Raw genomic sequence first — 26,012 nt, 5'->3', positions numbered from 1 at the left:
CCGATGAGGTCCGCTCGGGCCGTCTCGTTACGCATGGCGATGGAGGAACAGCGATGGGTCAGCACCCCAAGGGCGATTTCGACCTCTCCCGGGCGGTTTGGCAGCGGGCTGAGGGCGACACCTCCGAGGGAGCGGTCGAAGTGGCCTTCGTCGACGACCTGATCGGTATGCGCAACTCCGCCGAGCCGGACGGGCCGGTGCTGGTCTTCACGCAGGCCGAGTGGGACGCGTTCGTCGCGGGCGCCCAGGACGGCGAGTTCGACCTGGACTGAGCGCGCCTCAGTCACCGTCGCCCCAGCCGAGGCCGCCCGGACCGGGCGCGTGGTGGAAGCCGGGGTGACCGGCCACGTCGGCGCAGCGCTCGCCGTCGGGCCCGGCGGCGTCGCAGAACAGCCGCTCGGCGCGGTGCCAGGCGTCCGCCGGGGACAGCGCCGCCGCGCCGAGCGCCAGCTCCGGGCGGAGCAGGCCGAGTGCTTCGGCGTACGCCACGGCGTGCTCCCGCGCGACGGCGGGATCGGTGGCGGCGAAGCCCAGGTGCACGGTGAAGTAACGCGGCGGGCGGCCGGCGGCGCGCCGGGGCGTGCCGATCAGCGGCCCGTCGCGGCCGTCGCCGCGCAGCCGGGCCGGTGCCTCGCGGTGCCGTCGTGCCGCCCTGTCGTCACGCATCGGTGCCCTCCCCCGTGGTCGGTGACGCCCGCCGGACGTCGCGGCGGCGGGCGGCGGGCCGGTCGCCGCCGGTCCGCGAACCCGAGCCAACCAGCTTTTCCGTGCCCGGGGAGGGGCCAGCACCGGCTCGCGTGGCCGGCCCCTCCCCCACGGGGCCGGAGCTGCTGGAATGGAGGGTTCGGCCGCGCCGACCCGGGTAGGTAGGCAGCGCCGCCGAACCGCGTCAGGAGCAGCCGAGATGAGTACCATGCCGAGCGACCGGAGCCCGGACAGCACGCTGGCGTTCCTCCGGGAGGGCTACCGCTTCGTCGGCGACCGCTGCGACCGCCTCGGCACCGACGTCTTCCAGACCCGGCTGCTGCTGGAGCCGACGATCTGCCTGCGCGGCCGGGAGGCCGCCGAGCTGTTCTACGACGAGGAGCGGTTCGTCCGGCGCGGCGCCATGCCGATGCGCGGGCAGCGCACGCTCACCGGCGTCGGCGGCGTGCAGGGCCTCGACGGGCAGGCCCACCTGGTCCGCAAGGCGATGTTCATGTCGATCATGACGCCGGCCGCGATCCGCCGCCTCGGGGAGATCTTCGACGAGCAGTGGCGGGCCCGGATCCCGGTCTGGGCACAGGACGGCCCGGTGGCGCTCTACGACGAGGTGGGAAAGATCCTGACCCGTACGGTCTGGGCCTGGGCCGGGGTACTGCTGGCCGAGGCCGACGTGCCGCGCCGTACCGCCGAGATGCACGCGATGATCGAGGCGCCGGCCGCGCTGGGCCCCCGGCACTGGCGCGGACGGCTCGGCCGCCGGCACGCGCAACGCTGGGCCGGCGACCTGATCGAGCGGGTACGCGCGGGCGCGGTGCCCGCACCGGAGGGCAGCGCGCTGGCGGTCGTGGCCGGGCACCGGGACGAACGAGGGCTGCCGCTGCCCCGCCGGATCGCCGCCGTGGAACTGCTGAACGTGCTGCGCCCCACCGTCGCGGTCGACCGGTACGTGGTCTTCGCCGCGCTGGCGCTGCACGACCACCCGCACTGGCGGGACCGGCTACCAGGCGACGACGCCGCGACCGAGCAGTTCGTGCAGGAGGTACGCCGCTACTACCCGTTCTTCCCGGTCGCCGCGGCCCGGGTCCGCCGCTCGTTCCAGTGGCGGGGGTACGCGTTCCCGCAGGGCCGGCGGGTGCTGCTCGACCTGTACGGCACCAACCACCACCCCGGCGTGTGGCCCGAGCCGGAACGGTTCCGCCCGGAGCGTTTCGCCGGCTGGCGCGACGACCCGTTCGGCCTGGTCCCGCAGGGCGGCGGCGACCACTACACCGGCCATCGCTGCGCCGGTGAGTGGATCACGATCGAGCTGATGAAGCGGGCGGTGACGAACCTGACCGGCGCGATGAGCTACCGCGTACCGCCGCAGGACCTGGCGCTCGACCTCGGCTCCATGCCGGCGTTGCCGCCCGCCGGGCTGGTGCTCGACGGGGTGCGCCCGGCCGACGGCGCACGCCCGGCCGGTGGGGTACGCCCGCCGCGCTGAACCGGGCCAAGCCGGGGTCGATCTCGCCGGCCGCGATACCCGACACAGCCCGGCCGAAACGGTTTCAGCAGCCGCATTCCGGGCAAGTCGCGTCACCCGGCACGAGGGGAGACGACATGACCCGACCGACCGCCGCGCAGCCACGCGACGAGGGCGCCGCGTCCGCGCCGGTCCGGCTGCCGATGGCGTACGTCCTGCCGCTGCGCGCCCACGACGACGGCGGCCTGGACGAGCTGACCGGGTACCTGCGCGAGCTGAGCCGGTGGGTCGACGTGGTGGTGGTCGACGGATCGGCGCCGGAGCTGTTCGCCCGGCACGCCGAAGCCTGGCGCGGGCTGGTCCGGCACGTGCCGCCGGACCCGGCGCTGCGCGGGCGCAACGGCAAGGTGCTCGGCGTGCTCACCGGCGTCGCGCTGGCCCGGCACGAGCACGTGGTGATCGCCGACGACGACGTCCGGTACGACCGGGCGGCCCTGTGCGCGGTGCACCAGCTGCTGGACGGGGTGGACCTGGTCCGGCCGCAGAACCACTTCGACCCGCTGCCCTGGCACGCCTGGTGGGACACCGGCCGGACGCTGCTCGCCCGCGTGTTCGGCGGGGACTGGCCGGGCACGCTCGGGGTGCGGCGGAGCACGTTCCTGGCGATGGGCGGCTACGACCCCGACGTGCTCTTCGAGAACCTGGAGCTGGTCCGCACCGTGCGCGCGTACGGCGGCAGCACCGCCACCCCGGCGTGGCTGTACGTGCGGCGGCTACCGCCCGCCGCCGCGCACTTCCTCGGGCAGCGCGTCCGCCAGGCGTACGACGAGACGGCCCGGCCGGTGTGGCTGCTCGCCGCGCTGGCGGTGCTGCCGGCGACGGCTGTCGCGCTCGCCACCCGCCGGCCCGGGCTGCTGCTGCGCGCCGGGCTGGCGACGGTGGCCGTGGCGGAGCTGGGCCGGCGACGGGCCGGCGGCGCCCGGGTCTTCCCGGCGCACACCAGCCTGGCGGCTCCCGCCTGGGTGCTGGAACGCGGCCTGTGCGCGTGGCTGGCGGTGGGCCGGCGGCTGCGCGGCGGGGTGCCCTACGCGGGCGCCCGGATGCGGACGGCGGCCCACCCCACACGTGTCCTGCGCCGGCGGATGACGCGGCGCCGCCCCGACGATCTGGTGCTCTGGGTGGAGACCGGGGCGCTGCCCCCACCGTTGCGCGCCGAGGTGTAAGGAAGGGCCCCTTCTTATCGCCTGGCGATAAGAAGGGGCCCTTCCTTACCGAGGGCGCGGACCTTCAGGACCGCACCTGCTCGGCGCTGTGCCGGACGTCGTGGGCGGCGGCGCGGCCGTCGTCCTTGACGGTGTGCGCGGCGTCCTGCGCGGTGGCCTTCACCGACTCGGCGGCGTGCTGCGCCGGCTCGCGCAGCTCCTCCTTCAGCTCACCGGCGACCTCGCCCAGCTTCTCCTTCACCACCCCGCCGTGCTCGGCGGCCTTCTCCTTGACCTGCGCGGCGACCTGCTGCTCGCGGCGAGTGGCCGGGATCAGCGAGGAGACCAGCATGCCGACGCCGAAGGCGATCACGCCGGCGGCGATCGGGTTGCCCTCGGACTTGCGCCGCACCACCTGCGGCGCCCGGTGGGCGGCGTCGCTCACCGTGGCGGCGGCGGACTGCGCCTTGTCGCCCACGGAGGAGGCCATTGAGGAGGCGTGGTCGCCCACCGAGTGGGCGGCGTGGCCGGTGCTGTGGCCGAGGTCCGAAGCGGTTCCCATCACCTTGTCCTTCACGTTCGTCAGCGCGCTGCGCACACGCTGCTTGCGGTCGTCGACGATGCGGCTCGGGCTGACCTTGTACGCCAGGGCGTCCACGTCCGAGCTGAGGTTGTTGCGGGTGGCTTCGATCTCGCGGCGGATCTGCTCGGGATCGGTGCTCATCGGATGACTCCCTCCGGGTGCGGCTTGAGCGCGTCGGGGATGCGCTGCACGCTGTCGTTTGTCTGCTTCAGGCCGCGGATCCGCTCGGCGTTCTTCTTGCCCATCGAGTACAGGACCGCCGCGACAGCGGCCCAGATGACGGCCACGATCAGCGCGGCCAGCCCGGAGTCCATGACGTTGTCGAGGAACTGCCAGATCGCGATCGAGACGAAGAGCGCCACCATGTAGCCGCCGAAGCCGGCGCCGCCGAACAGTCCGGCGGCCTTGCCCGCCTTCTTGCCCTCCTGGCGGATCTCCGCCTTGGCCAGCTCGACCTCCTGGCGCATCAGCGTGGACAGGTCGGTGGTGACCTGGCGCATCAGGTCGCCGAGCGAGCTGCCGCGCACCTCGTCGGCGTGAGGCGGGGCACCAGCCGCCTGATAGCCGGGGTCCTGCGTGGGTACGGTCATGCCGTCGCCTCCCTTCTGCCGGTGCGGCCGGTCACGGGCGGGGAGCGCCGGTCGACGGGACACCCGGCAGCGGGTCGGTGCGCTCCGGCGGCGGCAGCGGCTGACCGGTGCCACCCGCCGGGTCGGCCCAGGTGTTCGGGGCGCCGCCGGCCGGGTAGGTCGCGCCCGGCGCGGAGTAGCCCGGGTCCGGCTCGGCGTAGCTGCCCGGCGTCGGGTCGAGGTAGCCGCCCGGCGGCACCTGGTCCGGCACCTCACGCGCGGTCGGGATGACGGCGGTGCGGTCCGGGTCGTACGCCGGCCGCGCCGTGCTGTCGTCGCCGATCGCGGCGATGTTGCGGGTGAGCCGACCGGCGACCACGCCGAGCAGCGCCGCACCGACGAGGAACGTGCCGGGGTTGCGGCGGGCGTAGGTCTTCACCTCGTTGAGCAGGTCGCCCGGCTCGCGCTGCTCCAGCCAGCCGGCCACGCCGTGCACGCGCTCGGCCGCCTGGTGGGCCAGCTCGGTGACCGGCCCGGAGCCGCCACCCTGCTGCGCCATGGTGCGCATCTCGTCGGCGAGCGACCGCAGTCCGCTGGCGGCGCGCTGCTGCTGCTGACCGGCCTGCGCGGTGACCTGGCTGCGGGTCTCGCCGTAGAGGTCGCGGGCCTGCCGCTTGGCCTCGCCCACCACCTCCCGGCCCTGCTCCTTGGCGGTCTGCGCGACGGCGCCGCCCGCGTTCGCGGCGTCGGAGCCGACCTGGCGGGCCTGGTCACGCACACCGCCACCACCGTTCGTCGACTGGTACGTGGCCGAACTGGGGGAAAGATCCTGAGTCATGGTGTCCCTTCCGCTCGTACTTCCCAGCGGGTGTCTTCGGGGGGTACGCGGATTTGTTTCCGCGTGACAAGTGCCCTACCCCAGGTCGGTGGCTCCATGCCTGATTCGTGAATTCTCTGCGGGACCGGCCCGCCCCGGTCAGACAATGAGGTGCCTGCCCGCCCGGGGCGGCGGCGAGTTCCACGGGGGTGACAGGGATGGCACGTGACGTGCGCGAACACGCGTCCGCCCGGCCTGCGGTGCAGAAGGTAGCCCTCGCGGCGGCGGCTCTCTTCGCGCTGATCGGCGTGCTCGGCTTCGTGCCCGGCATCACCACGCACTACGGCGAGATGACGTTCGCCGGGCACCACTCCGAGGCGAAGCTGCTCGGGGTGTTCCAGGTCTCGGTGCTGCACAACCTGGTGCACCTGCTGTTCGGCCTGGTCGGTCTGGTGATGGCCCGGCGGCTGGCCGGGGCACGGGTGTTCCTGGCCGGTGGCGGCGCGCTCTACCTGGTGCTGTGGCTGTACGGCTTCGCCATCGACCGGGACACGTCGGTCAACTTCGTACCGGTGAACGACGCCGACAACTGGCTGCACCTGGTCCTCGGCTTCGGCATGCTCGCCGCCGGCCTGCTGCTGAACAACAACCTCGGCACCGGCACTCGGGTGGAGGCCCCCTTCGACCGCCCCTGACCAGGCGCGACACGCCGGTGCGGCGTTTGCCCCGGCCCGACGCCGGGCAGGAGGGCAACCGCGAGCGGGTCGAGGAGGTCCGGCGATGCCACGGTGGTTGCGCGACAACATGCTCTCGGTCGCCATGCTCGGCGCGTTCCTGGTCTTCCTGCTGCTCCAGAGCGTGTTCGGCTGGCAGGTGCACAACGAGGAGCTGAGCCGGTACGGCGCCGAGCCGCTGAGCTGGTGGGCCTATCTCGGCACCGGGCACTTCGCCGAGGCGGTGTTCGAGAACTGGGAGTCGGAGTTCCTCCAGATGGGCGGCTACGTGCTGCTCACCGCGTACCTGGTGCAGAAGGGCTCGGCCGAGTCGAAGCCGGAGGACCAGACGGACCGGCCGGAGGACAACCGCGACCACGCCCGCCCCGATTCGCCCTGGCCGGTACGCGCCGGCGGGCTGCCGCTCGTGGTCTACCGCAACAGCCTCGCCGTCGCACTGCTGATGATCTTCGGCGGCGCGTTCCTGGGGCACCTGTTCGGCGGTGTGGCCGCCTACAACCAGGAGCAGGCGCTGGAGAGCGGCGCCGCCCCGATCAGCGCGTGGCAGTTCCTCGGCACCAGCGACTTCTGGTTCCAGTCGATGCAGAACTGGCAGAGCGAGTTCCTCGCCGTGGGCGTGCTGATCCTGCTCAGCATCGTGCTGCGCCAGCACGCCAGCCCCGAGTCGAAGCCGGTCACCGCGCCGCACGCGCAGACGAGCGCCTGAGCGTCAGGCCGCCACCGGCAGCCGCTTCGCGAAGCAGACGCTGTACGGGTTGTCCACGTACTCGCCGTAGACCGGGATCGGCTCGTAACCGCTGGACCGGTAGAGCCCGATTGCGGCCGGCAGGTAGGTGCCCGTCTCCAGGCACACAGTGCGGTGCCCCTGCTGGAACGCCAGCTCCTCCAGCGCCACGAGCAGCTGCCGGGCAATGCCCCGCCCCCGGTACGCCGGCCGTACGTACATCCGCTTCAGCTCGCCGGTGTCGGCGTCGAGCGCCTGGAGGCCGCCGCAGCCGACCGCCCGGCCGCCCACCACGGCGGCCAGGTAGTGGATGTCGGTGTGCACGACTGTGACCTGCCCGTCCAGCCCGCCGTCCGCGTCGCGCAGCTCACGCTGCTGGGCGACGACGAGCGCGGCGATCTCCGGATCGGTGGCGGGACGGGACTCGATCAACATGTCCGTACGCTAGATCGGCCGGATTTCGCGCAGGTTTCCCGCCACCGACCCGCAAACGGCTACTCGGCGTCCGCTTCCGCCGCGGGCGCGGCCTCGACCTCGTCCTCCGGCCGGACCCGGCGGGCCTTGCGGGCCGCCAGCCGGTCGGACGCCGACGGACGGTTCGACTTCTCCTCCAGCCGTACGTCGGTGCCCCGGTTACCGGGCACGAAGTCGACACCGGCGTAGAGCGTCGGCTGCCAGTCGAACTCCCGGTCGCCGATGCGCACCAGGTCACCGGCCTGCGCGCCGGCCTTCGCGAGCTTCTCCTCGACGCCGAGGCGGGCCAGCCGGTCGGCCAGGTAACCCACTGCCTCGTCGTTGTCGAAGTTGGTCTGCTTCACCCAGCGCTCCGGCCGGCTGCCGCGCACCGTGTACGAGCCGTCCGGCTCGGCCTCGATGGTGAAGCCGGCGTCGTCGACCGCCTTCGGGCGGATCACGATCCGGGTCGGCTCGGCCGGTGGGGCGGCCCGGCGGCCCTGGTCGACCAGCTCCGCCATCGCGTACGTCAGCTCCCGCAGGCCCTCCCGGGTGGCGGCCGAGACGTCGAACACGCGCAGGCCGCGCGCCTCCAGGTCGGGGCGGACGATGTCGGCGAGGTCCTTGCCGTCCGGCACGTCGACCTTGTTGAGCGCGACCAGCCGGGGCCGGTCGGCCAGGCCGCCGTACTGGGACAGCTCCGACTCGATGGCGTCGATGTCGGCGAGCGGGTCGCGGCCGGGCTCCAGCGTCGCGGTGTCGATCACGTGCACCAGCACGGCGCAGCGCTCGACGTGGCGGAGGAACTCCAGGCCCAGGCCCTTGCCGCTGGCCGCGCCCGGGATCAGGCCCGGCACGTCGGCGACGGTGAAGGTGTGGTTGTCCACCCGCACCACGCCCAGGTTGGGCACCAGCGTGGTGAAGGGGTAGTCGGCGATCTTCGGCTTGGCCGCGGAGATCACCGAGATCAGCGACGACTTGCCCGCCGACGGGAAGCCGACCAGGCCCACGTCGGCGACGCTCTTGAGCTCCAGCACGACGTCCAGCCGGTCGCCGGGCTCACCCAGCTCGGCGAAGCCCGGCGCCTTGCGGCGGGCGTTCGCCAGCGAGGCGTTGCCGCGCCCGCCCCGGCCGCCCCGGGCCGCCTCGAACGTGGTGCCGACGCCGACCAGGTCGGCCAGCACCTCGCCGTCGAGGCTCTGCACGACGGTGCCGTTCGGCACCTTGATGACCAGGTCACGGCCGTTGGCGCCGTCCCGGTTCGAGCCGGCGCCGCCCTTGCCGTTCTCGGCCTTCAGGTGCGGCCGGAAGTGGAAGTCGAGCAGCGTGGTGACCTGCGGGTCGACCACCAGCGACACGCTGCCGCCGTGGCCGCCGTTGCCGCCGTCCGGCCCGCCGAACGGCTTGAACTTCTCCCGGTGGATCGAGACACAGCCGTGCCCGCCGTCGCCGGCCTGCATGTGCAGGACGACCCGGTCAACGAACGTCGTCACGACGCCAATCCTTCCAGCGGGGTCCGCCCCGCACGGGGAAAAGCGAAGCGGGCCGGGACTCGAGGTCCGCGGCCCGCAACGCTTACAGAACTACTGCTGAGGCACGATGCTGACGGTCTTGCGACCGCGCTTGGTGCCGAACTGCACCGAGCCGGCGGCCAGCGCGAACAGCGTGTCGTCGCCGCCACGGCCGACCAGGTCACCGGGGTGGAACTTGGTGCCACGCTGACGGATGAGGATCTCACCCGCGCTGACGACCTGACCACCGAAGCGCTTCACGCCGAGCCGCTGGGCCGCGGAGTCACGGCCGTTACGCGAGCTGGACGCACCCTTTTTGTGAGCCATTGGAGGACGACCTACTTCCCGCTGGAGATGCCGGTCACCTTGACCTGGGTCAGCGGCTGGCGGTGACCCTGGCGCTTGTGGTAGCCGGTCTTGTTCTTGAACTTGTGGATCCGGATCTTCGGGCCCTTGGTGTGCGCGGCGATCTCGCCGGACACCGCGACCTTGGCGAGCTTCGCCGCTTCGGTCACCAGGTCGTCACCGTCGACGAGGAGCACCGCGGTGAGCTTCACCGCGTCGCCGGGGGCACCGGCGAGCTTCTCGACCTCGATCACGTCGCCCTCGGCGACCTTGTACTGCTTGCCGCCGGTCTTGACGATCGCGTACATCGGAGGCGGACTCCCTGTCGTTGAGGCTGCTGGCGTCTATTGCACCGTTGCCGGCTGTCACACCGTCGACGGTCGTTCCCACGGCGTCTCGCCGGGAGCCGTGACACCGGCGGCGCGGGCACGCGGGAACTCGGCACACCAAAGTGCGCCGCAGGCAAGCGTACGCCATACCCGGCCCGCCCCCCAAACCGGGCTGCCGGTCGGTGCCTCTCCGCCCTGCTCGGCGGACACGACAGGGCCCCCGCCCCGCCTCTTCCCGGCGGATCGGGGGCCCTGTTCGCGCAGGTCAGCGCGCTAAAGCCTCACGGCCGCGTACGCCGCCGGGCACCACCACGGCGCGCCCGCCGACGCGGGGCGCCGCTGTCGTCGTCGTTGTCTCCGTCACCGATCGCGTCCGGGTCGTCGGCGGCGGCCAGCCGGGCCGAGTCGCCCTCCTGGCTGTCCGCGATCGCCGGGGCGGCGGGCGTGTCCGTCTCGAACCGGGACAGGTCGTAGCCCTGGGTGTCGTAGTAGTCGTCGTCGGTCTCGACCACCTCGGCGACGGTCCGCTCCGGGCCGGCCGGCGTCTCGGTGACTGCCTGCGGCTGCGCGGAGGGCTGCTCCGGCGCGGCCTCCACCGCGGGCTTCTCCGCGGCGGCCTTGCGGCCCCGGCGGCGGCCCTTCTCCTCGGCCGGCGCGGCGACCGCCGAGGCGACCGCCTTGACCTTCTCCCCCGCCCCGCCGCGCGGCTTCTCCGGCACCGGCTCGGTGTGGATGATCACGCCCCGGCCCTTGCAGCACTCGCAGGTCTCGCTGAACGCCTCCAGCAGGCCCGCGCCGATGCGCTTACGGGTCATCTGCACCAGGCCGAGCGAGGTGATCTCGGTGACCTGGTGCTTCGTACGGTCCCGGCCGAGGCACTCGGTGAGCCGGCGCAGCACCAGCTCCCGGTTCGACTCCAGCACCATGTCGATGAAGTCGATCACCACGATGCCGCCGAGGTCGCGCAGCCGCAGCTGGCGCACGATCTCCTCGGCCGCCTCCAGGTTGTTGCGGGTGACCGTCTCCTCCAGGTTGCCACCGGAGCCGGTGTACTTGCCGGTGTTGACGTCGACGACAGTCATCGCCTCGGTGCGGTCGATCACCAGCGAGCCGCCCGAGGGGAGGAAGACCTTCCGGTCCAGCCCCTTGAGGATCTGCTCGTCGATCCGGTACTCGGCGAACACGTCCGCCACCCCGGCATGCCGGCGCAGCCGCGCCACCAGGTCCGGCGACACGTGCGACAGGTACGACTCGACCAGGTCGTACGCGGGCTCGCCCTCGATGACCAGCTCGCGGAAGTCCTCGTTGAAGAGGTCCCGGACCACGCGGATGACCAGGTCCGGCTCCTCGTAGAGCAGCACCGGAGCGCCGCCCTCGGTCGCCTTGGCCTGGATGTCCTCCCACTGCGCCTGGAGCCGCTTGACGTCGCGCGCCAGCTCGTCCTCGCTGGCACCCTCGGCCGCGGTCCGGACGATCACCCCGGCGCCGTCCGGCACCAGCTTCTTCAGCACGTCCCGCAGCCGCTTGCGCTCGGTGTCGGGCAGCTTGCGGCTGATCCCGGAGGCGTTGCCGTTGGGCACGTAGACTAGGTGCCGGCCGGAGAGCGCGATGTGGCTGGTCAGCCGCGCGCCCTTGTGCCCGATCGGGTCCTTGGTCACCTGCACCAGGACCGAGTCGCCGGAGCGCAGCGCCTGCTCGATCGAGCGGGCCCGGCCCTCCAGGCCGGTGGCGTCCCAGTTGACCTCACCGGCGTACAGGACCGCGTTGCGCCCGCGCCCGATGTCGACGAAGGCCGCCTCCATGCTCGGCAGAACGTTCTGGACCTTGCCCAGGTAGACGTTTCCGGCCATCGTGCCGGACGAGTTCCGCGTGACGTAGTGCTCCACGAGCACGCCGTCCTCGAGCACCGCGATCTGGGTGCGGTCGCCGCGCTGGCGGACCACCATCACCCGGTCCACCGCCTCGCGGCGGGCCAGGAACTCCGACTCGCTCAGGATCGGCGGCCGCGTACGCCGCTGCTCGCGGCCGTCCCGCCGGCGTTGCCGCTTGGCCTCCAGCCGGGTCGAGCCGGAGACACCCTGCACCTCGTCGACCGGCTTGCGCGGCTCACGGATCTTGACGACGGTCGGCACGCCGTCCTCGGCGGCGGTGTCCGCCTCGCCGGCGCCCCGGCGGCGACGACGGCGACGGCGACGGGTCATCCCCTCGCCCTCGGCCTCCTCGTCCTCCGCCGGCTCCTCGGCCTCACCCTCGGCCTCGGCCGCGGCGGGCTCCTCGACGTCCTCGTCGTCGGCCTCGTCCGCGCCGCCCTTGCCCCGGCCACGACCCCGGCGGCCCCGGCGGCGGCGACGCCGGCCCGCGGCCGTCTCGTCGTCCTCGTCCCCCTCGGCGGTCTCCTCGGCCTCGGCGGCGAGCTCCTCCTCGGCGACCTCCGGCTCGACCTCGGCCTCGACCGGCTCGACCTCACGGCGGCCGCGACGGCGGCGCCGGCCGGTCTCGACCGCTTCCTCGATCGGCTCCTCGGCGGCCGGGTACGTCACCTGGACGGCCGGCGCCTCGTCGGGCTGCGGCGCCATGAACAGGACGGTCGGCGCGGAGAGCGCGGCACGACGCCGGCGGCTGGTGGCCGGCGGCGTCTCGGCCGGCTCCTCGGCCGCGCGCGGCACGGCGGCACCCGTCGACACGACGCCCGTCGCGTCGGCCGGGCCGCCGCTGCGGGCCAGGTTCACCTCTTCGGTACGCGCAGCCGCGGCGCTCGCGTCTGCCACGGCCTCGGCCTCGGCGTCCTCGACGTCCTCGCCGGTGGTCTCACCGATGCCGCCGGTGCTCGCCTTGCCGGCGCCGGCGGCCTTGGTCCTGCTGGTGGTGGCCCTGCGCCGGCCGGTGGGGGCCTGCGGTGCAGTCTCGGCGGCGGTACCCGCGGTGACGGCCTCGCCCGGTGCGGCGGTCTCGCCGCCGTCGATGTCGGCGCGTCCCTCGGCGATCAGGTCGCCACCGGGCGCGGAGACCGGTCCGTCGATCACGCCGTCCGCGGGCGCCTGCCCCGCGGCGGTGGTCTCGTCCGGCGCGACGGTCTCGGCAGCCGGCGTGGCCTTGCGACGGCGGGTCCGGGTCACCTTGACCGGCGGCACGACCTCCTCCGAGGCGGCCTCCACACCGGCCGCGGCCACCGGCTCCTCGACCGCCTTCGCCGGCGTCGCCTTACGACGCCGCCGGGTGGTCTTCGGCGCGGTGTCCAACTCACCGGCCACCGGCGCGAGCACCTCGGCCTGCGGCGACTCGCCGCTGCCGGTCACCGTTGTGGACGCCTCGACCGGCGCGTCGGTCTGCTCCGGCTGGTTCAGCGGAGCGGCCTTGCGGCGGCTGGCCCGCTTACGGGCGGGCGGCTTGGTCTCCGCGACGCCCTCCACGGTGCCTTCCGTGGTGGCTCCCCCGGCGCCGGCAGAGGTCGCGCTCGCGGCGCTGCCGGAGGCGGTGGTGGCGCTGTCGGCGGTCGTCCCGGCCGGCTCTGCGCCGGTCCGTTCGCCGCCCTCGGGCTCGTTCTCGAGCATGGACGTTCTCCAGTTCTGGCCGCCCCGGGCGCGGGTGAGCGCTGCCACGCAGGGTTGCCGCAAAGGTGTTTCCGCCGGGCGCGCAAACGCGCGACCGCCGAAGTCTGCCTGCCAGAGCGTTGACCGACGGTCAGCGCTCTCCGATGGTTGCCCCGTCGCGATCCGCTTCCAACGGATCGACGATCTCGCCCTGCGCGGTCAGCGTGCCCTGCGCCAGCCGGATCACCTTCGGGGTGACCGGCGGCTCCAGGGCGGCCACCGCACGGAGGCCGGACAGGACGTCATCGGGCCGAACGGACGGGGTGACCTGCCGCACGACCAGTTCGAGTATCGCACACGGTACGGCCGCCGCCCCGGAAGGCGTCTCAGCCGGAGCCATGGCATCGATCGACACCACTGCCGCACGGGCGTCGAAGGTACGCCGCCCCTGCTTGGTCATCCGCTCGACCTGGATCTCCTCGGCAGCCGTGAAGGCAGCCACGGCCTCCGCGAGCACCTTCGGGTCGACCTCGGGCAGTTCGATCCGCCAGTACGACGCCTCGATCCGGTCCGCCAGGCTGCCACCGACGGCCTCCACCGCGTCGATCACGTCGAGCCCGGGCGAGAGAGCGGCGTCGAGCGCCTCACGCAGCCGTGCCGGGTCGACCGGCTCACGGAGCCCGATCTCCAGGTACTCGGCCTCGCTCGCCACTCCCGTCGGGGCGGCCGAGGCGTACGAGATCTTCGGGTGCGGGGTGAACCCCTGAGAGAAGGCGATCGGCACGCCGGCCCGGCGCAGCGCGCGCTCGAAGGCCCGGGCGAAGTCCCGGTGCGAGGTGAACCGCAGCGGCCCACGCTTGGCGTACCGGATACGGACCCGCTGGACGACGGGGGCCTGGCCGCCCTCGGGTTGAGGCTTTCTGGCGATCGTGAGCTCCTCGGCTGTGCCTGCGTATCGGTCTCATCCTGACGCAGCGCCCACCGCGCCCCACACCCGGGGCCACCCCACCCACCCCAAACCCCCACAAACCCCGCCCCCCGCCCCCACCCCACCCCACCCCATCTCCACCCGGTCGATCATGAAGTTGACGGCGAAATCGGAGATCAACTTCGGCGTCAACTTCATGATCGTCGGGTTGGGCGGTGCGGGGGTGGGGGTGGGGGCTTGTGGGGCGGGTCGGGTGCAGGGTCGGTCAGGGGCGGGGGTTGCCGGGTGGGGCGTACGGGCTCTGGCCGGGTGGGGTGTGGGCCTGGCCCTGGGGCGGGTAGGCGCCCGCGCCGGGCTGGGGGTACCCACCCGGCTGGGGGTATCCGCCCGGCTGGGGGTGCGCGCCGGGTGGCGGGTAGCCGCCGGGTGGGCCGTAGCCGGGCGGCGGGGCGGCGTGACCGGCGGGCACCGGCGGGCCCTGCCCACCGGCGTCCATCCGGTCCAGTGCCTCGTCCGGGATGGAGCCGACCTTCGCCAGCTCACGCCGGTGACGGCGGCGGTTCCAGATCAGGAACACCACGAGCGCCAGCAGCACCACGAGCGCCACGGCGATGCCGATGCCGATCACCATCACCTGCTGGTCGGTGGGGCCGCCCCGGTCGCCGTACTTCGTCACGTCGAAGTTGTCGTCCTCGGCGGCGGCCGGTGGCGCGGACGCGCTCGGCGCGGCGGCCCCGAGCAGCGGGTTCGCCGACACCGACGGCACGTCTGCGGTGAGCGCCGCCACCGGGTCGATCCGGCCGAAGCCGAACCGCGGGTCGCGGCCGGGCGGCCCGGCGTCCCGGGCGGTACGGATCATCCGGTTGATCACGTCGGGCGCGGAGAGCTTCGGGTGCTTCGACCGGATCAGCGCCGCGACACCGGAGACGACGGCGGCGGCGTCGGATGTGCCGTCCCCCCAGCCGTAGCCCCGGTCCGGGCCGATGTTGTAGACCTCGTCGCCGGGCGCGGCGATCACCGCTTCCGGGCCCTGGGCCGATCCGGACCAGAAACCCCCGCCCCGGACCGTGCCGGTCACCGCGATCACGCCGGGGATCTTGGCCGGTGAGACGACGTCCGGGCCGGCCTGCCGGACGTTGCCGGCGGCGGCCACCACGACCACGTCGCGCTCCAGCGCGTACCGGATCGCGGCCTCCTCGACCTCCTCCACGGGCCCGGCGCCGCCGTACGACAGGTTGAGCACCTTCGCACCGCCGTCGACGGCCATCCGGATGCCGGTCGCGGAGTCGTCCTTGGTGGCCGCCGCGCCGACGGGCTTCCGGATGGGCAGGATCCGGGCGTCGGGCGCGATGCCGACCACCCCGGTCCCGTTGGCCGCGATGATCCCGGCCATGTGGGTGCCGTGGCCGTCCGGGTCGCGCCGGCCGTCGCCGGAGTCACGGGTGCTGCCCCCGGCCAGGACCCGGCCCCGCATGTCGGGGTGCCCGGCGTCCACACCGGTGTCCAGCACGCCGACGACGACGCCCCGCCCGGTGGAGATCTGATGCGCCCGGTCGATCCGCAGCTCGTCCAGATACCACTGCTCGGCGCGGCGCGGCGCGGCCACCGCCGGCTGGGCGGCACCCAGCAGCATCAGTCCGGCAAGCAGACCGGCCGTCACCGGCCGGAGCGCGCCGACGTGCACCTTCATCCGTCCGTCCTCATCGCAGGATGCCCGGGGACGCACCGTCACCGGCACCCCACGGATCGTCGTCCTCAGTCAACCATGACGAGTGCCCCGCCGCGTCGCCGCCGTGACCGGCGCCGCCGTGACCGCCCATCATTCCGCCGCCCATCATCCCGGCGCCGGCCATCCCGCCACGCGCGCCGCCCGCGCCGCCCGGTCCCGCCGCGGCCGCGGCCTTCAACGCGCTGGCCGCGCTGGTCAGTGGCGGAACCTTGCCGTTGCCGCCGCCGACCATGCCGGGCAGGCCGCCCATGGCCATGCCGCCGGCCGCGCCGATCCCACCGCCGCCGATCCCGCCAGCCGAGCCCAGGCCGGCGCCACCACCGCCGAAGCCGCCGCCACCGGCGCTCAGTCCACCCGCGCCACCGCCGCCCAGACCGAGCGTGCCCGGCCCGCCTGCGGTGATCGTGCCGGGCCCGCCCGCGCCGGCCAGACCACTGCCGTACTCCGGGGTGCCCGAGCCGGGCGCGCCACCGAGCTCGGGGATCCCCCCGGTGGTCGGCGGGGTGTAGGAGCCGCCGCCGGGGATGCCGCCGCCGGGCCCACCCGGGGGCGGCGTGAACGAACCGCCGCCGGGCGTGCCACCACCGATGCCGGTGCTGCCGATGGACGGCATGGGGCCGCCACCGCCGGGCATGCCGCCGCCGGGCGCGCCGCCACCCGGCAGGCCGCCGCCGGGCACACCCGTCGGGGGAACGCGCGGGTCGCCGCGGTAGCCGTCGCCCAGTTCGCTGTCCGTGGGACGGGGTACGGCCAGCTTGGGGCGCTCGGCCTCGACCGCTGCCGGCAGCGGCGACATCGCCTTGTTGGCCGCCTGCTGGTTGTCGCGGTACCAGTTGTCGAGGTGCGACTTGGTGTCCCACCAGCCGCCCCGCTTCTGGTCGCTGGCGTTGCCGTCGATCTTCATGGTGGCTTCGAGGTCGTCGGCCTTGTCGCGGAACGCGCCGTCGGCGTACAACGCCTGGTTGCCCTGGTAGTCGCTGCGCAGCGCGGCGAGGAAGCCGGACTGGCTCTCACCGTCGCGCGCGTCGTCCAGCTCGGTGCCGCCGGGCAGACTCCACTCGTTCCAGCCGAAGTTGTCCATCAGCGGGATCGGGATGCTCGCCACCGCCGTACGGATGTCGCCCTCGATCCGCGACAGCGCGCCGCTGACGTTGCTGGCGTGCGTGATGAGTTCCTCGATGTCCTTGCCGATCTCGGACAGGTGCTCGCGGTACGCGTCGCCGCCGCTGCCCTTCCAGCCGGCGAGCATCCCGGGCAGGCCGCCGGTGTGCGGGCGCTCCTGGCCGGCCGCGATCGGGCCGACGAACGAACGGCCCACCAGCGAGTCGCGTAGGTGGCCGAGCGCCGTGGAGAGGTTCTTCCAGCCCGCGCCGACCGATCCGACGGTTTCCGGGTCCGCCGAGAGCGTCACCTCACGGACGCAACGCTCCCAGGTGCCTCCTGCCATGACCGTCTCCCCCTCAGGCCGTGTACGGGTAGGTGGGCTGCTGACCGGCGTCCGGCGGCGGGGCCGCGGACTCCAGCAGACGCTCGATGTCCTTGCCGTTGGCCGCGTTGCGGGCCTCGGCGTCGCGGAACGCCTTGGCGATGTCCTGTGTGCCCTGCTTCAGGCCGGCCAGCTTCATGGAGATGGCCTTGAGGTGGGCCTCCATGCTGGCGGTGGACGTGGTCAGCGCCTGCCACTGCATCCGGGCGTCCTCGTACGCGCCGAACGGGGTGCCGTTGGGCACCGTCTGCGCGTTGCCGCTGTCGCCCTTCATCCGCTCCTTGATGCGCTCCATCTCCCAGGAGATGGTGTCCTCGACGTACTGCTTGAGGCGCTCGATGTACTCGGCCGCCGCATCCAGGTCCTCGACGCTGACGTGCAGATCGCCGGTGTCCGGCGGATTGATGCCCATGCTGCCTGTCCTCCCCGCTGCCGGCCCCGGCCGGTCCATTACGGACGCAGCGTATCGAGGAAGGACCAGTCGGGGCACCCCCACCCCGCGTACCGCGACGGTCACCGGGAAGGACGACGGAGCGCGGGAACCCGGTCGGGTTCCCGCGCTCCGGTGAGTGCGGGCGGCGTCAGCCCTGGGCTGCTGCGGGCAGCTTCAGCCCGTTGACCGGGGTGAGCGGCAGCAGCTTGCGGCCGGTCGGGCCGATCTGGATCTCGGTGTCCATGGACGGGCAGACGCCGCAGTCGAAGCAGGGCGTCCAGCGGCAGTCGTCCTGCTCGTACTCCGACAGCGAGTCCTGCCAGTCCTGCCAGAGCCAGTCCTTGTCCAGGCCGGAGTCGAGGTGGTCCCAGGGCAGGACCTCCAGCTCCTCGCGCTGCCGGGTGGTGTACCAGTCGAGGTCCACGCCGTACGCCGGCAGCACCTCGGTGGCGGCGTCCACCCACCGCTGGTAGGAGAAGTGCTCGCTCCAGCCGTCGAACCGGCCGCCGTTCTCCCAGACCTTGCGGATCACCGCGCCGACCCGGCGGTCGCCCCGGGAGAGCAGGCCCTCGATCAGCGACGGCTCGCCGTCGTGGTAGCGGAAGCCGATCGCCCGGCCCAGCGACCGGTCGCTGTTGATCGCCTGCTTGAGCAGCTTGAGCCGGCCGTCGATGACCTCCGGCCGCTCCATCGAGGCCCACTGGAACGGGGTGTGCGGCTTCGGCACGAACCCGCCGATGGAGACCGTGCAGCGGATGTCCTTCGACCCGGTGGCCGCGCGGCCGGCCCGGATCACCTCGTGCGCCATGTCGGCGATCTCGAGGACGTCCTCGTCGGTCTCGGTGGGCAGGCCGCACATGAAGTAGAGCTTCACCTGCCGCCAGCCGTTGGAGTACGCGGTGACCACCGTACGGATGAGGTCTTCCTTCGACACCATCTTGTTGATCACCTTGCGGATCCGCTCCGACCCGCCCTCGGGCGCGAAGGTCAGACCGGTCCGCCGCCCGTTGCGGGACAGCTCCTGGGCCAGGTCGATGTTGAACGCGTCCACCCGGGTCGACGGCAGCGACAGCGAGACGTTCGTGCCCGCGTACTGCTCGGCCAGGCCGGAGCACATGTCGCCGATCTCGGAGTGGTCGGCCGACGACAGCGACAGCAGGCCCACCTCGTGGAAACCGGAGAACTCCAGCCCTTCCTTGACCATCTGGCCGACGGTGGTGATCGACCGCTCCCGCACCGGGCGGGTGATCATGCCGGCCTGGCAGAACCGGCAGCCACGGGTGCAGCCCCGGAAGATCTCCACCGCGTACCGCTCGTGCACCGTTTCGGCGAGCGGCACCAGGGGCTTCTTCGGGTACGGCCAGGCGTCCAGGTCCATGGTGGTGCGCTTGTGCACCCGGAACGGCACGTCCGGCCGGTTCGGCACGACCCGCTGGATCCGGCCGTCGGGCAGGTAGTCGACGTCGTAGAAGCGCGGCACGTACACGCTCTCGGTGCGGGCCAGCCGCAGCAGCAGCTCGTCGCGGCCGCCCGGGGAGCCCTCCGTCTTCCACTCCCGGACGATGGCGGTGATCTCCAGCACCGCCTCCTCGCCGTCGCCGAGCACCGCGGCGTCGACGAAGTCGGCGATCGGCTCCGGGTTGAACGCGGCGTGCCCGCCGGCCACGATCACCGGGTCGGCGTCGGTGCGGTCGGCGGCGAGCAGCGGAATGCCGGCCAGGTCGATCGCGGTGAGCAGGTTGGTGTAGCCCAGCTCGGTGGAGAACGAGACGCCGAACACGTCGAAGTCACGCACCGGGCGGTGGGCGTCGACGGTGAACTGCGGCACGCCGTGGGCGCGCATCAGCTTCTCCAGGTCGGGCCAGACCGCGTACGTCCGCTCGGCCAGCACGTCGGGCAGCTCGTTGAGCACCTCGTACAGGATCTGCACGCCCTGGTTGGGCAGGCCCACCTCGTACGCGTCCGGGTACATCAGCGCCCACCGGACGGTCGCGGCGTCCCAGTCCTTGACCACCGCTCCCAGCTCTCCACCCACGTACTGGATGGGCTTGGTCACCTGCGGCAGCAACGGCTCCAGCCGGGGCCAGACCGAGTTGGCGGCGGCGGGACGCGGGGTCGTGGACGGGGCACTCATGATGCCCAAGCGTACGCGGTGCCCCCGCCTTCTCCCGCGCCCGCGCCCGTGTCCGCCGCGTTGATCAAGGAGTTTGTGTGCTGTCCGGCGCTTCCACGGGCACGAACTCCTTGATCACCGGAGTGGGGCCGGGGACCGGGGCGGAATTCGTCCCGGGTGGCGGGGCGGTACTAACCTCGCAACGGGCCGAGAGGAGATTGCCGCGATGCCGCAGCCGCAGCCGGGGGCGGACCGGCCGGCCGACGGGGCCGAGATGCCGTCCGTCACCGAGCCGGCGACCGCCGCCGACACCGAGGACGCCACGGGCGCCTCGGCTCCGGCGTCCCCGCCCGGCACACCGGAGGCCGCCGACGACCGGACCTCCGGCGCGACGGCGGCCGACCAGCCGTCCGGCGCCGCCGACAGCGAGCCCAGCGAGCAGTCGGAGCAGGCCGGAACCGCGCGGCCGGACGAGCCGGCCGAGCAGGCGCTGCGGGACGACCGCCCGGAACCGTCCGAGCAGGCTGAACCGGCACGGCGGGACCAAGCAGCCGAACCGGCGGACCCGGCCAGCACCGCCCCGCTCGACAGCGCGAGCCCGCACCCACCGGCCGACGACGCCGCCGCCCCCACCGGCAGGGCCGGCCCCCAGGCGAGCGCGACGACCGCCGACGCCCTCTCCGGCAACGCCGGAACGCCGGCCGACGCGCCTATCGGCGACGAGGCTCCGACTGCCGACGCCGGAGCGCCGGGCGGCACTCCGCCCGTACCGGTCATCCGGGCTCGGGGATCCGCGGCGGTTCCGGGCCGCACCACACCCGTACCCACTCCCCGGACCGGGCGGCAGCCGGATCCGACCCGGATCGACGTCGCGCCGCAGCCGCCCCGGGCCGCGGCCACGCCTGACCCCACCAAGGTCGAGAACGCCCAAGACCGCATGCCGTCGGCGAACACGCCGGACCCGACCCGCGTGGAGAACACCCCCGATCCGACCCGGGTCGACGCGCCCGCGCCCCGCTGGAGCGGTTCCGCCGCCGTCCCGCCACCGCCACCGCGACGGCCCGCCTGGGGCGAGTCCGCCGAGCCCACGCCGGTGCCGCCGCTGGCATCGCCGGAGCACGCCACGCCGGTCGACCCGTGGGCGGGGGTGGACACCACCGGCTGGGAGCTGCACGCCCCCGAACTGCCGCCGCCGACGCCGACGCTGCCCTACACCGCGCCCTGGGCCGCGCCGGACAACCCCCACCCGGCCCATCCGGCGCCACCGGCGGCCCACCCCGCCCCGCAACCGGCGCCACCGGCCCGTCCCGCGCCGCCCGCAGCCCGGCCGGTCTCACCACCGCCGCACAGCCCGCCGTACCCCGGACCGGCCCGGCCGGTCTCGCCGCCGCACCACCCCGGTCCGCCCGCCGCCCGGCCGCTGCCGCCCGCGGCGCCCGTCGCTCCGCCGGCGAAGCCCGGACGGCCGCCGAAGCAGCGCCGGGGCAAGGCCGGCCCGCCTGTCGCACCGCCGCCGGGCTGGCAGCAGCCGCCCAAGCGGACCCGCCGCCGGCGCCGCTGGCCCTGGGTGCTGCTGCTCTCCGTCGCCTGCTGCTGCGGCCTCCCGCTCTGGTGGTTCCAGCCGATCTCCAGCCAGTACCCGGCCAGCGCCACCCTCCCGGACCAGATCGACTCGATGCGGCTGCGCCAGGACGAGAGCAGCCGAACCGCCGCCGAGGAGCTGAAATCCCAGGTACGCGAGGCGAACCTGCTCGCCGAGGACACGTTCGCCGGCATCTACAGCACGAACGACGGCAAGCGGGTGACGTTGTTCGGCAGCACCGGGCTGCGGTTCAGCCCGGAGTCGGACGCCAAGGCGGAACTCGACCGCCTCGCCGGGGACTACGCCCTGAAGGAGTCGGTGGCCGTGGACACCGGCGTACGGGGGCGCCACGAGCGCTGCGCCGTGGGCCGGGCGGACGGCGACTCGGTGGTGGTCTGCGTCTCGGCCGACCACGGCAGCCTCACCACGGGTGTGTTCACCCGGCTGTCGGTGGACGACAGCGGGCGGCTGCTGAACGACCTGCGCCAGCGCGTGGTGGTGCCGAAGTCCTGACCGCTCAGGCGGTCTGCTCGCCGCCGGCCTGGTCGCCTGCGGTCTGGTCGGCGCGCTTCGGGGCGTAGCGCGGGACGTACTCCTGGCCGCTGAGCTTCTGGATCTCGGCCATCATCTCGTCGGTCATCGCGCGCAGCGAGGTGCGGTCGTCGGGGCGGCCGGTGAAGTCCAGCGGCTTGCCGAACTTGATGGTGATCTTGGCGCGGCCCGGTCGCGGGATCCGCGTACCGATCGGCTGGGCCTTGTCGGTGCCGGTCACGCCGACCGGGATGATCGGCACGCCGGCGGCGATCGCCAGCCGGACGGTGCCGGTGCGCCCGCGGTAGAGACGCCCGTCCGGGGAGCGGGTGCCCTCCGGGTAGACGGCGACCAGGTCACCGGCCTTGAGCACCGGGATCGCCGCGTCGAACGCGGTCAGCGCGGCCCGGCCGCCGGCCCGCTCGACCGGGATCGCGCCCAGCCCGGTGAGCACGAACTTGGAGAAGCCGCCCTTGAGCCCGGTGCCCTTGAAGTACTCCGACTTGGCCCAGAACGCCAGGTGGCGGGGCACCACGGTGCCGAGGAGCAGTTCGTCGGCGACGGAGAGGTGGTTGCTGGCGAAGATCGCGCCGCCGGTCGCCGGGATGTGCTCCAAACCCTCCACGTGCGGACGGAAGGCCAACCGGAGCGCGGGCGCCACGGTGAGCTTGCCGATGGTGTAGAGCAGGGGCACGGGTCCTCCGGCGGTCGTACGTGAAACAGGCGCTGTCACGGTAGCCGACGCGGCCGTCCGCCACCGAGCGGGTGGTCCGCAGTCCACTCGCTGGGTGCGGGTGTTAAGCAGGGGCCCCTCCTCTACCTGAGGCGTTAAGAAGGGCCCCCGCCTTACATCACACCTTGCGGACCGTCACTGTCACGCGCTCGCCCTCGCCGGCCTCACCGTCGAAGCCGTCGAGGCCCTCGGCGAAGTCGATGCTGTCGGCGAGCACCTCCCGGGCCACGAACCCGGTGTACGCGGCGACGGCCGCGCGCACCTCCTCCGAGGCGGAGACGGCCACCGTGATCCGGTCGGACACGTCGAGGTCGGCCTCCCGGCGGGCCTGCTGCACGACCCGGACCACGTCCCGGGCCAGCCCTTCGGCTGCGAGTTCCGGTGTGACCTCGGTGTCCAGCACGACCACTCCCTCACCGCCGGGCAGCGGCGCGGAGTGCTCGGCGTCGGCGGCGACCAGGCGCAGCTCGTACTCGCCCTCGGCGAGCGTGACCCCGGCGGCGACCGGGGCGCCGTCGCGCAGCTCCCACTCCCCCGCCTTGACCGCCTTGATGACCTGCTGGACGGCCTTGCCGACGCGCGGGCCGAGCGCCCGCGGCACCACGGTGAGCACCTGCTGGCAGTACGCGGACACCTCGTCGGTGAGCACGACCTCCTTGACGTTCACCTCGTCGGCGACCAGGTCGGCGAAGGGCCGCAGCTGGGCGGCGACGGGCGACGCCACTGTGAGCTTCGCCAGCGGCAGCCGTACCCGCAGGCCCTTGGCCTTGCGCAGCGACAGCGCCGCCGAGGCGACCGCCCGGACGTTGTCCATCGCGGAGACCAGCTCGTGGTCGGCCGGGAACTCCTCCGCCTGCGGCCAGTCGGTCAGGTGCACCGACCGCTCGCCGGTCAGCCCGCGCCAGATCTCCTCGGCGGTCAGCGGCGCCAGCGGCGCCACCACCCGGCAGAGCGTCTCCAGCACGGTCCAGAGCGTGTCGAACGCGTCCGCGTCGCCGGCCCAGAAGCGGTCCCGGGACCGGCGCACGTACCAGTTCGTCAGCGCGTCCAGGTAGGACCGCACGGTGGCGCACGCACCGGAGATGTCGTACGCGTCCATCTGCGCGCCGACGGTCGCCACCAGCTCGTTCGTCTTCGCCAGCACGTACCGGTCGAGCACGTTCGTGGAGTCGGTACGACGACGCGCGGTGTGGCCGTCGGCGTTGGCGTACAGCGAGAAGAAGTACCAGACGTTCCACAGCGGCAGCAGCACCTGGCGCACCGCGTCCCGGATGCCCGACTCGGTGACCGCCATGTCGCCGCCGCGCAGCACCGGCGAGGACATCAGCATCCACCGCATCGCGTCCGACCCGTAGGAGTCGAACACGTGGTAGACGTCCGGGTAGTTGCGCAGGCTCTTGGACATCTTGCGCCCGTCCGAGCCGAGCAGGATGCCGTGGCTCAGGCAGTTGCGGAACGCCGGCCTGTCGAACAGCGCGGTGGCCAGCACGTGCATGGTGTAGAACCAGCCGCGGGTCTGCCCGATGTACTCGACGATGAAGTCACCCGGGTAGTGGTGCTCGAACCACTCGCGGTTCTCGAACGGGTAGTGCACCTGGGCGAACGGCATCGAGCCGGACTCGAACCAGCAGTCCAGCACCTCCGGCACCCGGCGCATCATCGACTTGCCCGTCGGGTCGTCCGGGTTGGGGCGGACCAGGTCGTCCACCGCCGGCCGGTGCAGGTCGGTCAGGCGTACGCCGAAGTCCCGCTCGATCTGCTCCAGCGAGCCGTACACGTCCACCCGCGGGTGGTTCGGGTCGTCGGACTTCCACACCGGGATCGGCGAGCCCCAGAACCGGTTCCGGCTGATCGACCAGTCCCGGGCGTTCGCCAGCCACTTGCCGAACGAGCCGTCCTTGATGTGCCCGGGGGTCCAGTTGATCTGCTGGTTCAGCTCGACCATCCGGTCCTTGAACGTCGACACGGCGACGAACCACGACGACACCGCCTTGTAGACCAGCGGGGTGTCGCAGCGCCAGCAGTGCGGGTAGGAGTGGGTGTAGGTGTCCTGCCGCAGCACCACCCCCCGCTCCTTCAGCTCCCGGATCACCGGCTTGTTCACGTCGAAGACCTGCTCGCCCTGGTACGGCGGGACCAGCGCGGTGAACCGGGTGTGGTCGTCCACCGTCACGACGGTGGGGATGCCGGCGGCGTTGCAGGTGTTCTGGTCGTCCTCACCGAAGGCGGGCGCCAGGTGGACGATCCCGGTGCCGTCCTCGGTGGTCACGAAGTCCGCGCCGAGCACCTGGTACGCGTTCGGGCCGGCCGGCTCGACGAGGAAGTCGTACAGCGGCGTGTAGCGGCGTCCGACCAGGTCGCGGCCGTACACGGTGCCGACCTGCTCGTACCCCTCCAGTTCCTTGGCGTACGCGCCGAGGCGCGCGGCGCCGACGACGTAGCGCTCACCGTCGCGTTCCAGCAGCGCGTACTCGATGTCGGGGCCGACGGCGAGCGCCAGGTTCGACGGCAGCGTCCACGGCGTGGTCGTCCAGACGCCCAGCTTGACCGGCCCGCGCAGCGGCTCCGGCGCGTTCTCGTCGGCGGTCAGCTCGAACCAGACGGTGAGCGTCGGGTCGTGCCGGTCCCGGTAGACGTCGTCCATCCGGGTCTCGGTGTTCGACAGCGGCGTCTCGCACCGCCAGCAGTACGCGAGCACCCGGAAGCCCTCGTAGACCAGACCCTTGTCGTGCAGGGTCTTGAAGGCCCACATGACGCTTTCCATGTAGTCCAGATCGAGCGTCTTGTAGTCGTTGGCGAAGTCGACCCAGCGGGCCTGCCGGGTGACGTACCGCTCCCAGTCGTGGGTGAACTCCAGCACCGACGTGCGGCAGGCGTCGTTGAACCGGGCCACGCCGAGGTCGAGGATCTCCGCCTTGGTGGTGATGCCGAGCTGCTTCTCGGCCACCACCTCGGCGGGCAGGCCGTGGCAGTCCCAGCCGAACCGGCGCTCGACGTGCCTGCCACGCATGGTCTGGTAGCGCGGCACCACGTCCTTGACGTAGCCGGTGAACAGGTGGCCGTAGTGCGGCAGGCCGTTGGCGAACGGCGGGCCGTCGTAGAAGACGTACTCGTTCTCGCCGTCCCGGCCGGCGTCGCGGGCCTCGACTGACGCCTCGAAGGTCTTGTCGGCCGTCCAGTGCTCCAGCACCCGGCGCTCGACCGCGGGCAGGTCCGGGCTCGCCGGTACACCGGCGCCGGTCGGGTCGTGCAACGGATAGGCCATCGCCTGTCGCTCTCCCTCAGCAGCTCACTCGTCCGTGGTCTGCGAGGACGAGCCGAATCCGGTACGCCGTGACCGGCGCCCGGGTGTGGCCCGCGGTACCACCCCGCTTGGCGGCCGAGGTGCGACCGCCCGCTCGTTGGCCGGCTGTGACGGGCCGGTCCCGTCCGGTTCTACTGAGCCGGTGACCCGGCCGTTCTTCCGGAGGCTCGCCGGTGATGGCCGGGTCGTCGCCTGTGCCCGTCAAGCGT

At 73.3% G+C, this 26,012-nt stretch carries 22 protein-coding genes; 6 read left to right on the top strand and 16 right to left on the bottom strand.

Going from position 1 to position 26,012, the window contains the following annotated elements; all coding sequences use genetic code 11:
* The first annotated feature begins 53 nt into the window (after positions 1–53).
* Entirely contained in the window at positions 54–272 is a 219-nt protein-coding gene (locus tag BFV98_RS25905) for a DUF397 domain-containing protein (RefSeq protein ID WP_013287999.1), read from the top strand.
* A 7-nt stretch (positions 273–279) separates the two neighbouring features.
* Here the strand turns inward: BFV98_RS25905 and BFV98_RS25900 are convergent, their stop codons facing one another.
* Positions 280–666 (bottom strand): hypothetical protein, encoded by a 387-nt coding sequence (locus BFV98_RS25900; protein ID WP_013288000.1) that lies wholly within the window; start codon positions 664–666, stop codon positions 280–282.
* 238 nt (positions 667–904) lie between these two features.
* On the opposite strand from BFV98_RS25900, the gene BFV98_RS25895 reads away from it, so the two are divergent.
* A complete protein-coding gene (locus BFV98_RS25895) occupies positions 905–2,188 on the top strand; it encodes a cytochrome P450 (protein WP_013288001.1) in 1,284 nt (427 codons plus the stop codon).
* A 116-nt stretch (positions 2,189–2,304) separates the two neighbouring features.
* Positions 2,305–3,390, top strand: a complete 1,086-nt coding sequence (locus tag BFV98_RS25890) for a glycosyltransferase family 2 protein (protein ID WP_071098059.1) — start codon at positions 2,305–2,307, stop codon at positions 3,388–3,390.
* 64 nt (positions 3,391–3,454) lie between these two features.
* On the opposite strand, the gene BFV98_RS25885 is transcribed toward BFV98_RS25890, so the two are convergent.
* The 3 genes from BFV98_RS25885 to BFV98_RS25875 are packed head-to-tail and all read right to left on the bottom strand — an operon-like array spanning position 3,455 to position 5,359.
* The gene (locus BFV98_RS25885; protein ID WP_013288003.1) at positions 3,455–4,093 is read right to left on the bottom strand and encodes a DUF3618 domain-containing protein; all 639 of its coding nucleotides are present in this window, start codon (positions 4,091–4,093) and stop codon (positions 3,455–3,457) included.
* A complete protein-coding gene (locus BFV98_RS25880; protein ID WP_013288004.1) occupies positions 4,090–4,542 on the bottom strand; it encodes a phage holin family protein in 453 nt (150 codons plus the stop codon). Before BFV98_RS25880 ends, BFV98_RS25885 begins: the two co-directional genes overlap by 4 nt.
* A gap of 31 nt (positions 4,543–4,573) precedes the next feature.
* Positions 4,574–5,359: a hypothetical protein gene (locus BFV98_RS25875; protein WP_013288005.1), complete on the bottom strand. Its 786-nt coding sequence runs from the start codon at positions 5,357–5,359 to the stop codon at positions 4,574–4,576.
* 209 nt (positions 5,360–5,568) lie between these two features.
* On the opposite strand from BFV98_RS25875, the gene BFV98_RS25870 reads away from it, so the two are divergent.
* Both BFV98_RS25870 and BFV98_RS25865 read left to right on the top strand, forming a co-directional pair.
* Positions 5,569–6,033, top strand: a complete 465-nt coding sequence (locus BFV98_RS25870; RefSeq protein WP_030274607.1) for a DUF4383 domain-containing protein — start codon at positions 5,569–5,571, stop codon at positions 6,031–6,033.
* A gap of 85 nt (positions 6,034–6,118) precedes the next feature.
* Positions 6,119–6,778, top strand: a complete 660-nt coding sequence (locus tag BFV98_RS25865) for a DUF6766 family protein (protein WP_030274605.1) — start codon at positions 6,119–6,121, stop codon at positions 6,776–6,778.
* A gap of 3 nt (positions 6,779–6,781) precedes the next feature.
* On the opposite strand, the gene BFV98_RS25860 is transcribed toward BFV98_RS25865, so the two are convergent.
* From BFV98_RS25860 to BFV98_RS25815, 10 genes are all read right to left on the bottom strand, one after another.
* Entirely contained in the window at positions 6,782–7,231 is a 450-nt protein-coding gene (locus BFV98_RS25860; RefSeq protein ID WP_013475503.1) for a GNAT family N-acetyltransferase, read from the bottom strand.
* A gap of 59 nt (positions 7,232–7,290) precedes the next feature.
* Positions 7,291–8,742, bottom strand: a complete 1,452-nt coding sequence (obgE, locus tag BFV98_RS25855) for a GTPase ObgE (RefSeq protein ID WP_013288009.1) — start codon at positions 8,740–8,742, stop codon at positions 7,291–7,293.
* A gap of 90 nt (positions 8,743–8,832) precedes the next feature.
* Positions 8,833–9,087: a 50S ribosomal protein L27 gene (rpmA, locus tag BFV98_RS25850; protein WP_013288010.1), complete on the bottom strand. Its 255-nt coding sequence runs from the start codon at positions 9,085–9,087 to the stop codon at positions 8,833–8,835.
* An 11-nt stretch (positions 9,088–9,098) separates the two neighbouring features.
* The gene (gene rplU / locus BFV98_RS25845; protein ID WP_013288011.1) at positions 9,099–9,413 is read right to left on the bottom strand and encodes a 50S ribosomal protein L21; all 315 of its coding nucleotides are present in this window, start codon (positions 9,411–9,413) and stop codon (positions 9,099–9,101) included.
* Positions 9,414–9,715: 302 nt separating this feature from the next.
* The gene (locus BFV98_RS25840; protein ID WP_030274600.1) at positions 9,716–12,985 is read right to left on the bottom strand and encodes an Rne/Rng family ribonuclease; all 3,270 of its coding nucleotides are present in this window, start codon (positions 12,983–12,985) and stop codon (positions 9,716–9,718) included.
* Between the two features lie 130 nt (positions 12,986–13,115).
* Positions 13,116–13,835, bottom strand: a complete 720-nt coding sequence (locus BFV98_RS25835; RefSeq protein ID WP_083395316.1) for a TIGR03936 family radical SAM-associated protein — start codon at positions 13,833–13,835, stop codon at positions 13,116–13,118.
* Between the two features lie 322 nt (positions 13,836–14,157).
* Positions 14,158–15,582 (bottom strand): type VII secretion-associated serine protease mycosin, encoded by a 1,425-nt coding sequence (gene mycP, locus BFV98_RS25830; protein ID WP_030275354.1) that lies wholly within the window; start codon positions 15,580–15,582, stop codon positions 14,158–14,160.
* 10 nt (positions 15,583–15,592) lie between these two features.
* A complete protein-coding gene (locus tag BFV98_RS33015; RefSeq protein ID WP_071098057.1) occupies positions 15,593–17,068 on the bottom strand; it encodes a hypothetical protein in 1,476 nt (491 codons plus the stop codon).
* A gap of 13 nt (positions 17,069–17,081) precedes the next feature.
* Positions 17,082–17,519: a hypothetical protein gene (locus BFV98_RS25820; RefSeq protein ID WP_013288016.1), complete on the bottom strand. Its 438-nt coding sequence runs from the start codon at positions 17,517–17,519 to the stop codon at positions 17,082–17,084.
* Positions 17,520–17,688: 169 nt separating this feature from the next.
* Positions 17,689–19,674: a TIGR03960 family B12-binding radical SAM protein gene (locus BFV98_RS25815; protein ID WP_013288017.1), complete on the bottom strand. Its 1,986-nt coding sequence runs from the start codon at positions 19,672–19,674 to the stop codon at positions 17,689–17,691.
* Positions 19,675–19,879: 205 nt separating this feature from the next.
* Here BFV98_RS25815 and BFV98_RS25810 point away from each other — a divergent pair, with 205 nt between their 5' ends.
* Positions 19,880–21,748 (top strand): hypothetical protein, encoded by a 1,869-nt coding sequence (locus tag BFV98_RS25810; RefSeq protein ID WP_071098055.1) that lies wholly within the window; start codon positions 19,880–19,882, stop codon positions 21,746–21,748.
* Positions 21,749–21,752: 4 nt separating this feature from the next.
* Here the strand turns inward: BFV98_RS25810 and BFV98_RS25805 are convergent, their stop codons facing one another.
* Positions 21,753–22,460 carry a 1-acyl-sn-glycerol-3-phosphate acyltransferase gene (locus BFV98_RS25805; RefSeq protein ID WP_013288019.1) on the bottom strand — a complete coding sequence of 236 codons (708 nt, stop codon included), beginning with the start codon at positions 22,458–22,460 and terminating at the stop codon, positions 21,753–21,755.
* 157 nt (positions 22,461–22,617) lie between these two features.
* Positions 22,618–25,764, bottom strand: coding sequence for an isoleucine--tRNA ligase (gene ileS / locus BFV98_RS25800; protein ID WP_013288020.1), 3,147 nt, complete (start codon positions 25,762–25,764; stop codon positions 22,618–22,620).
* Positions 25,765–26,012 lie beyond the last annotated feature (248 nt).

This window comes from Micromonospora sp. WMMB235 (genome assembly GCF_001855515.1).
GTDB lineage: Bacteria > Actinomycetota > Actinomycetes > Mycobacteriales > Micromonosporaceae > Micromonospora > Micromonospora aurantiaca.
Note: the sequence above shows the minus strand (reverse complement) of the source record. Positions and strands in the feature narration are given on the sequence as shown.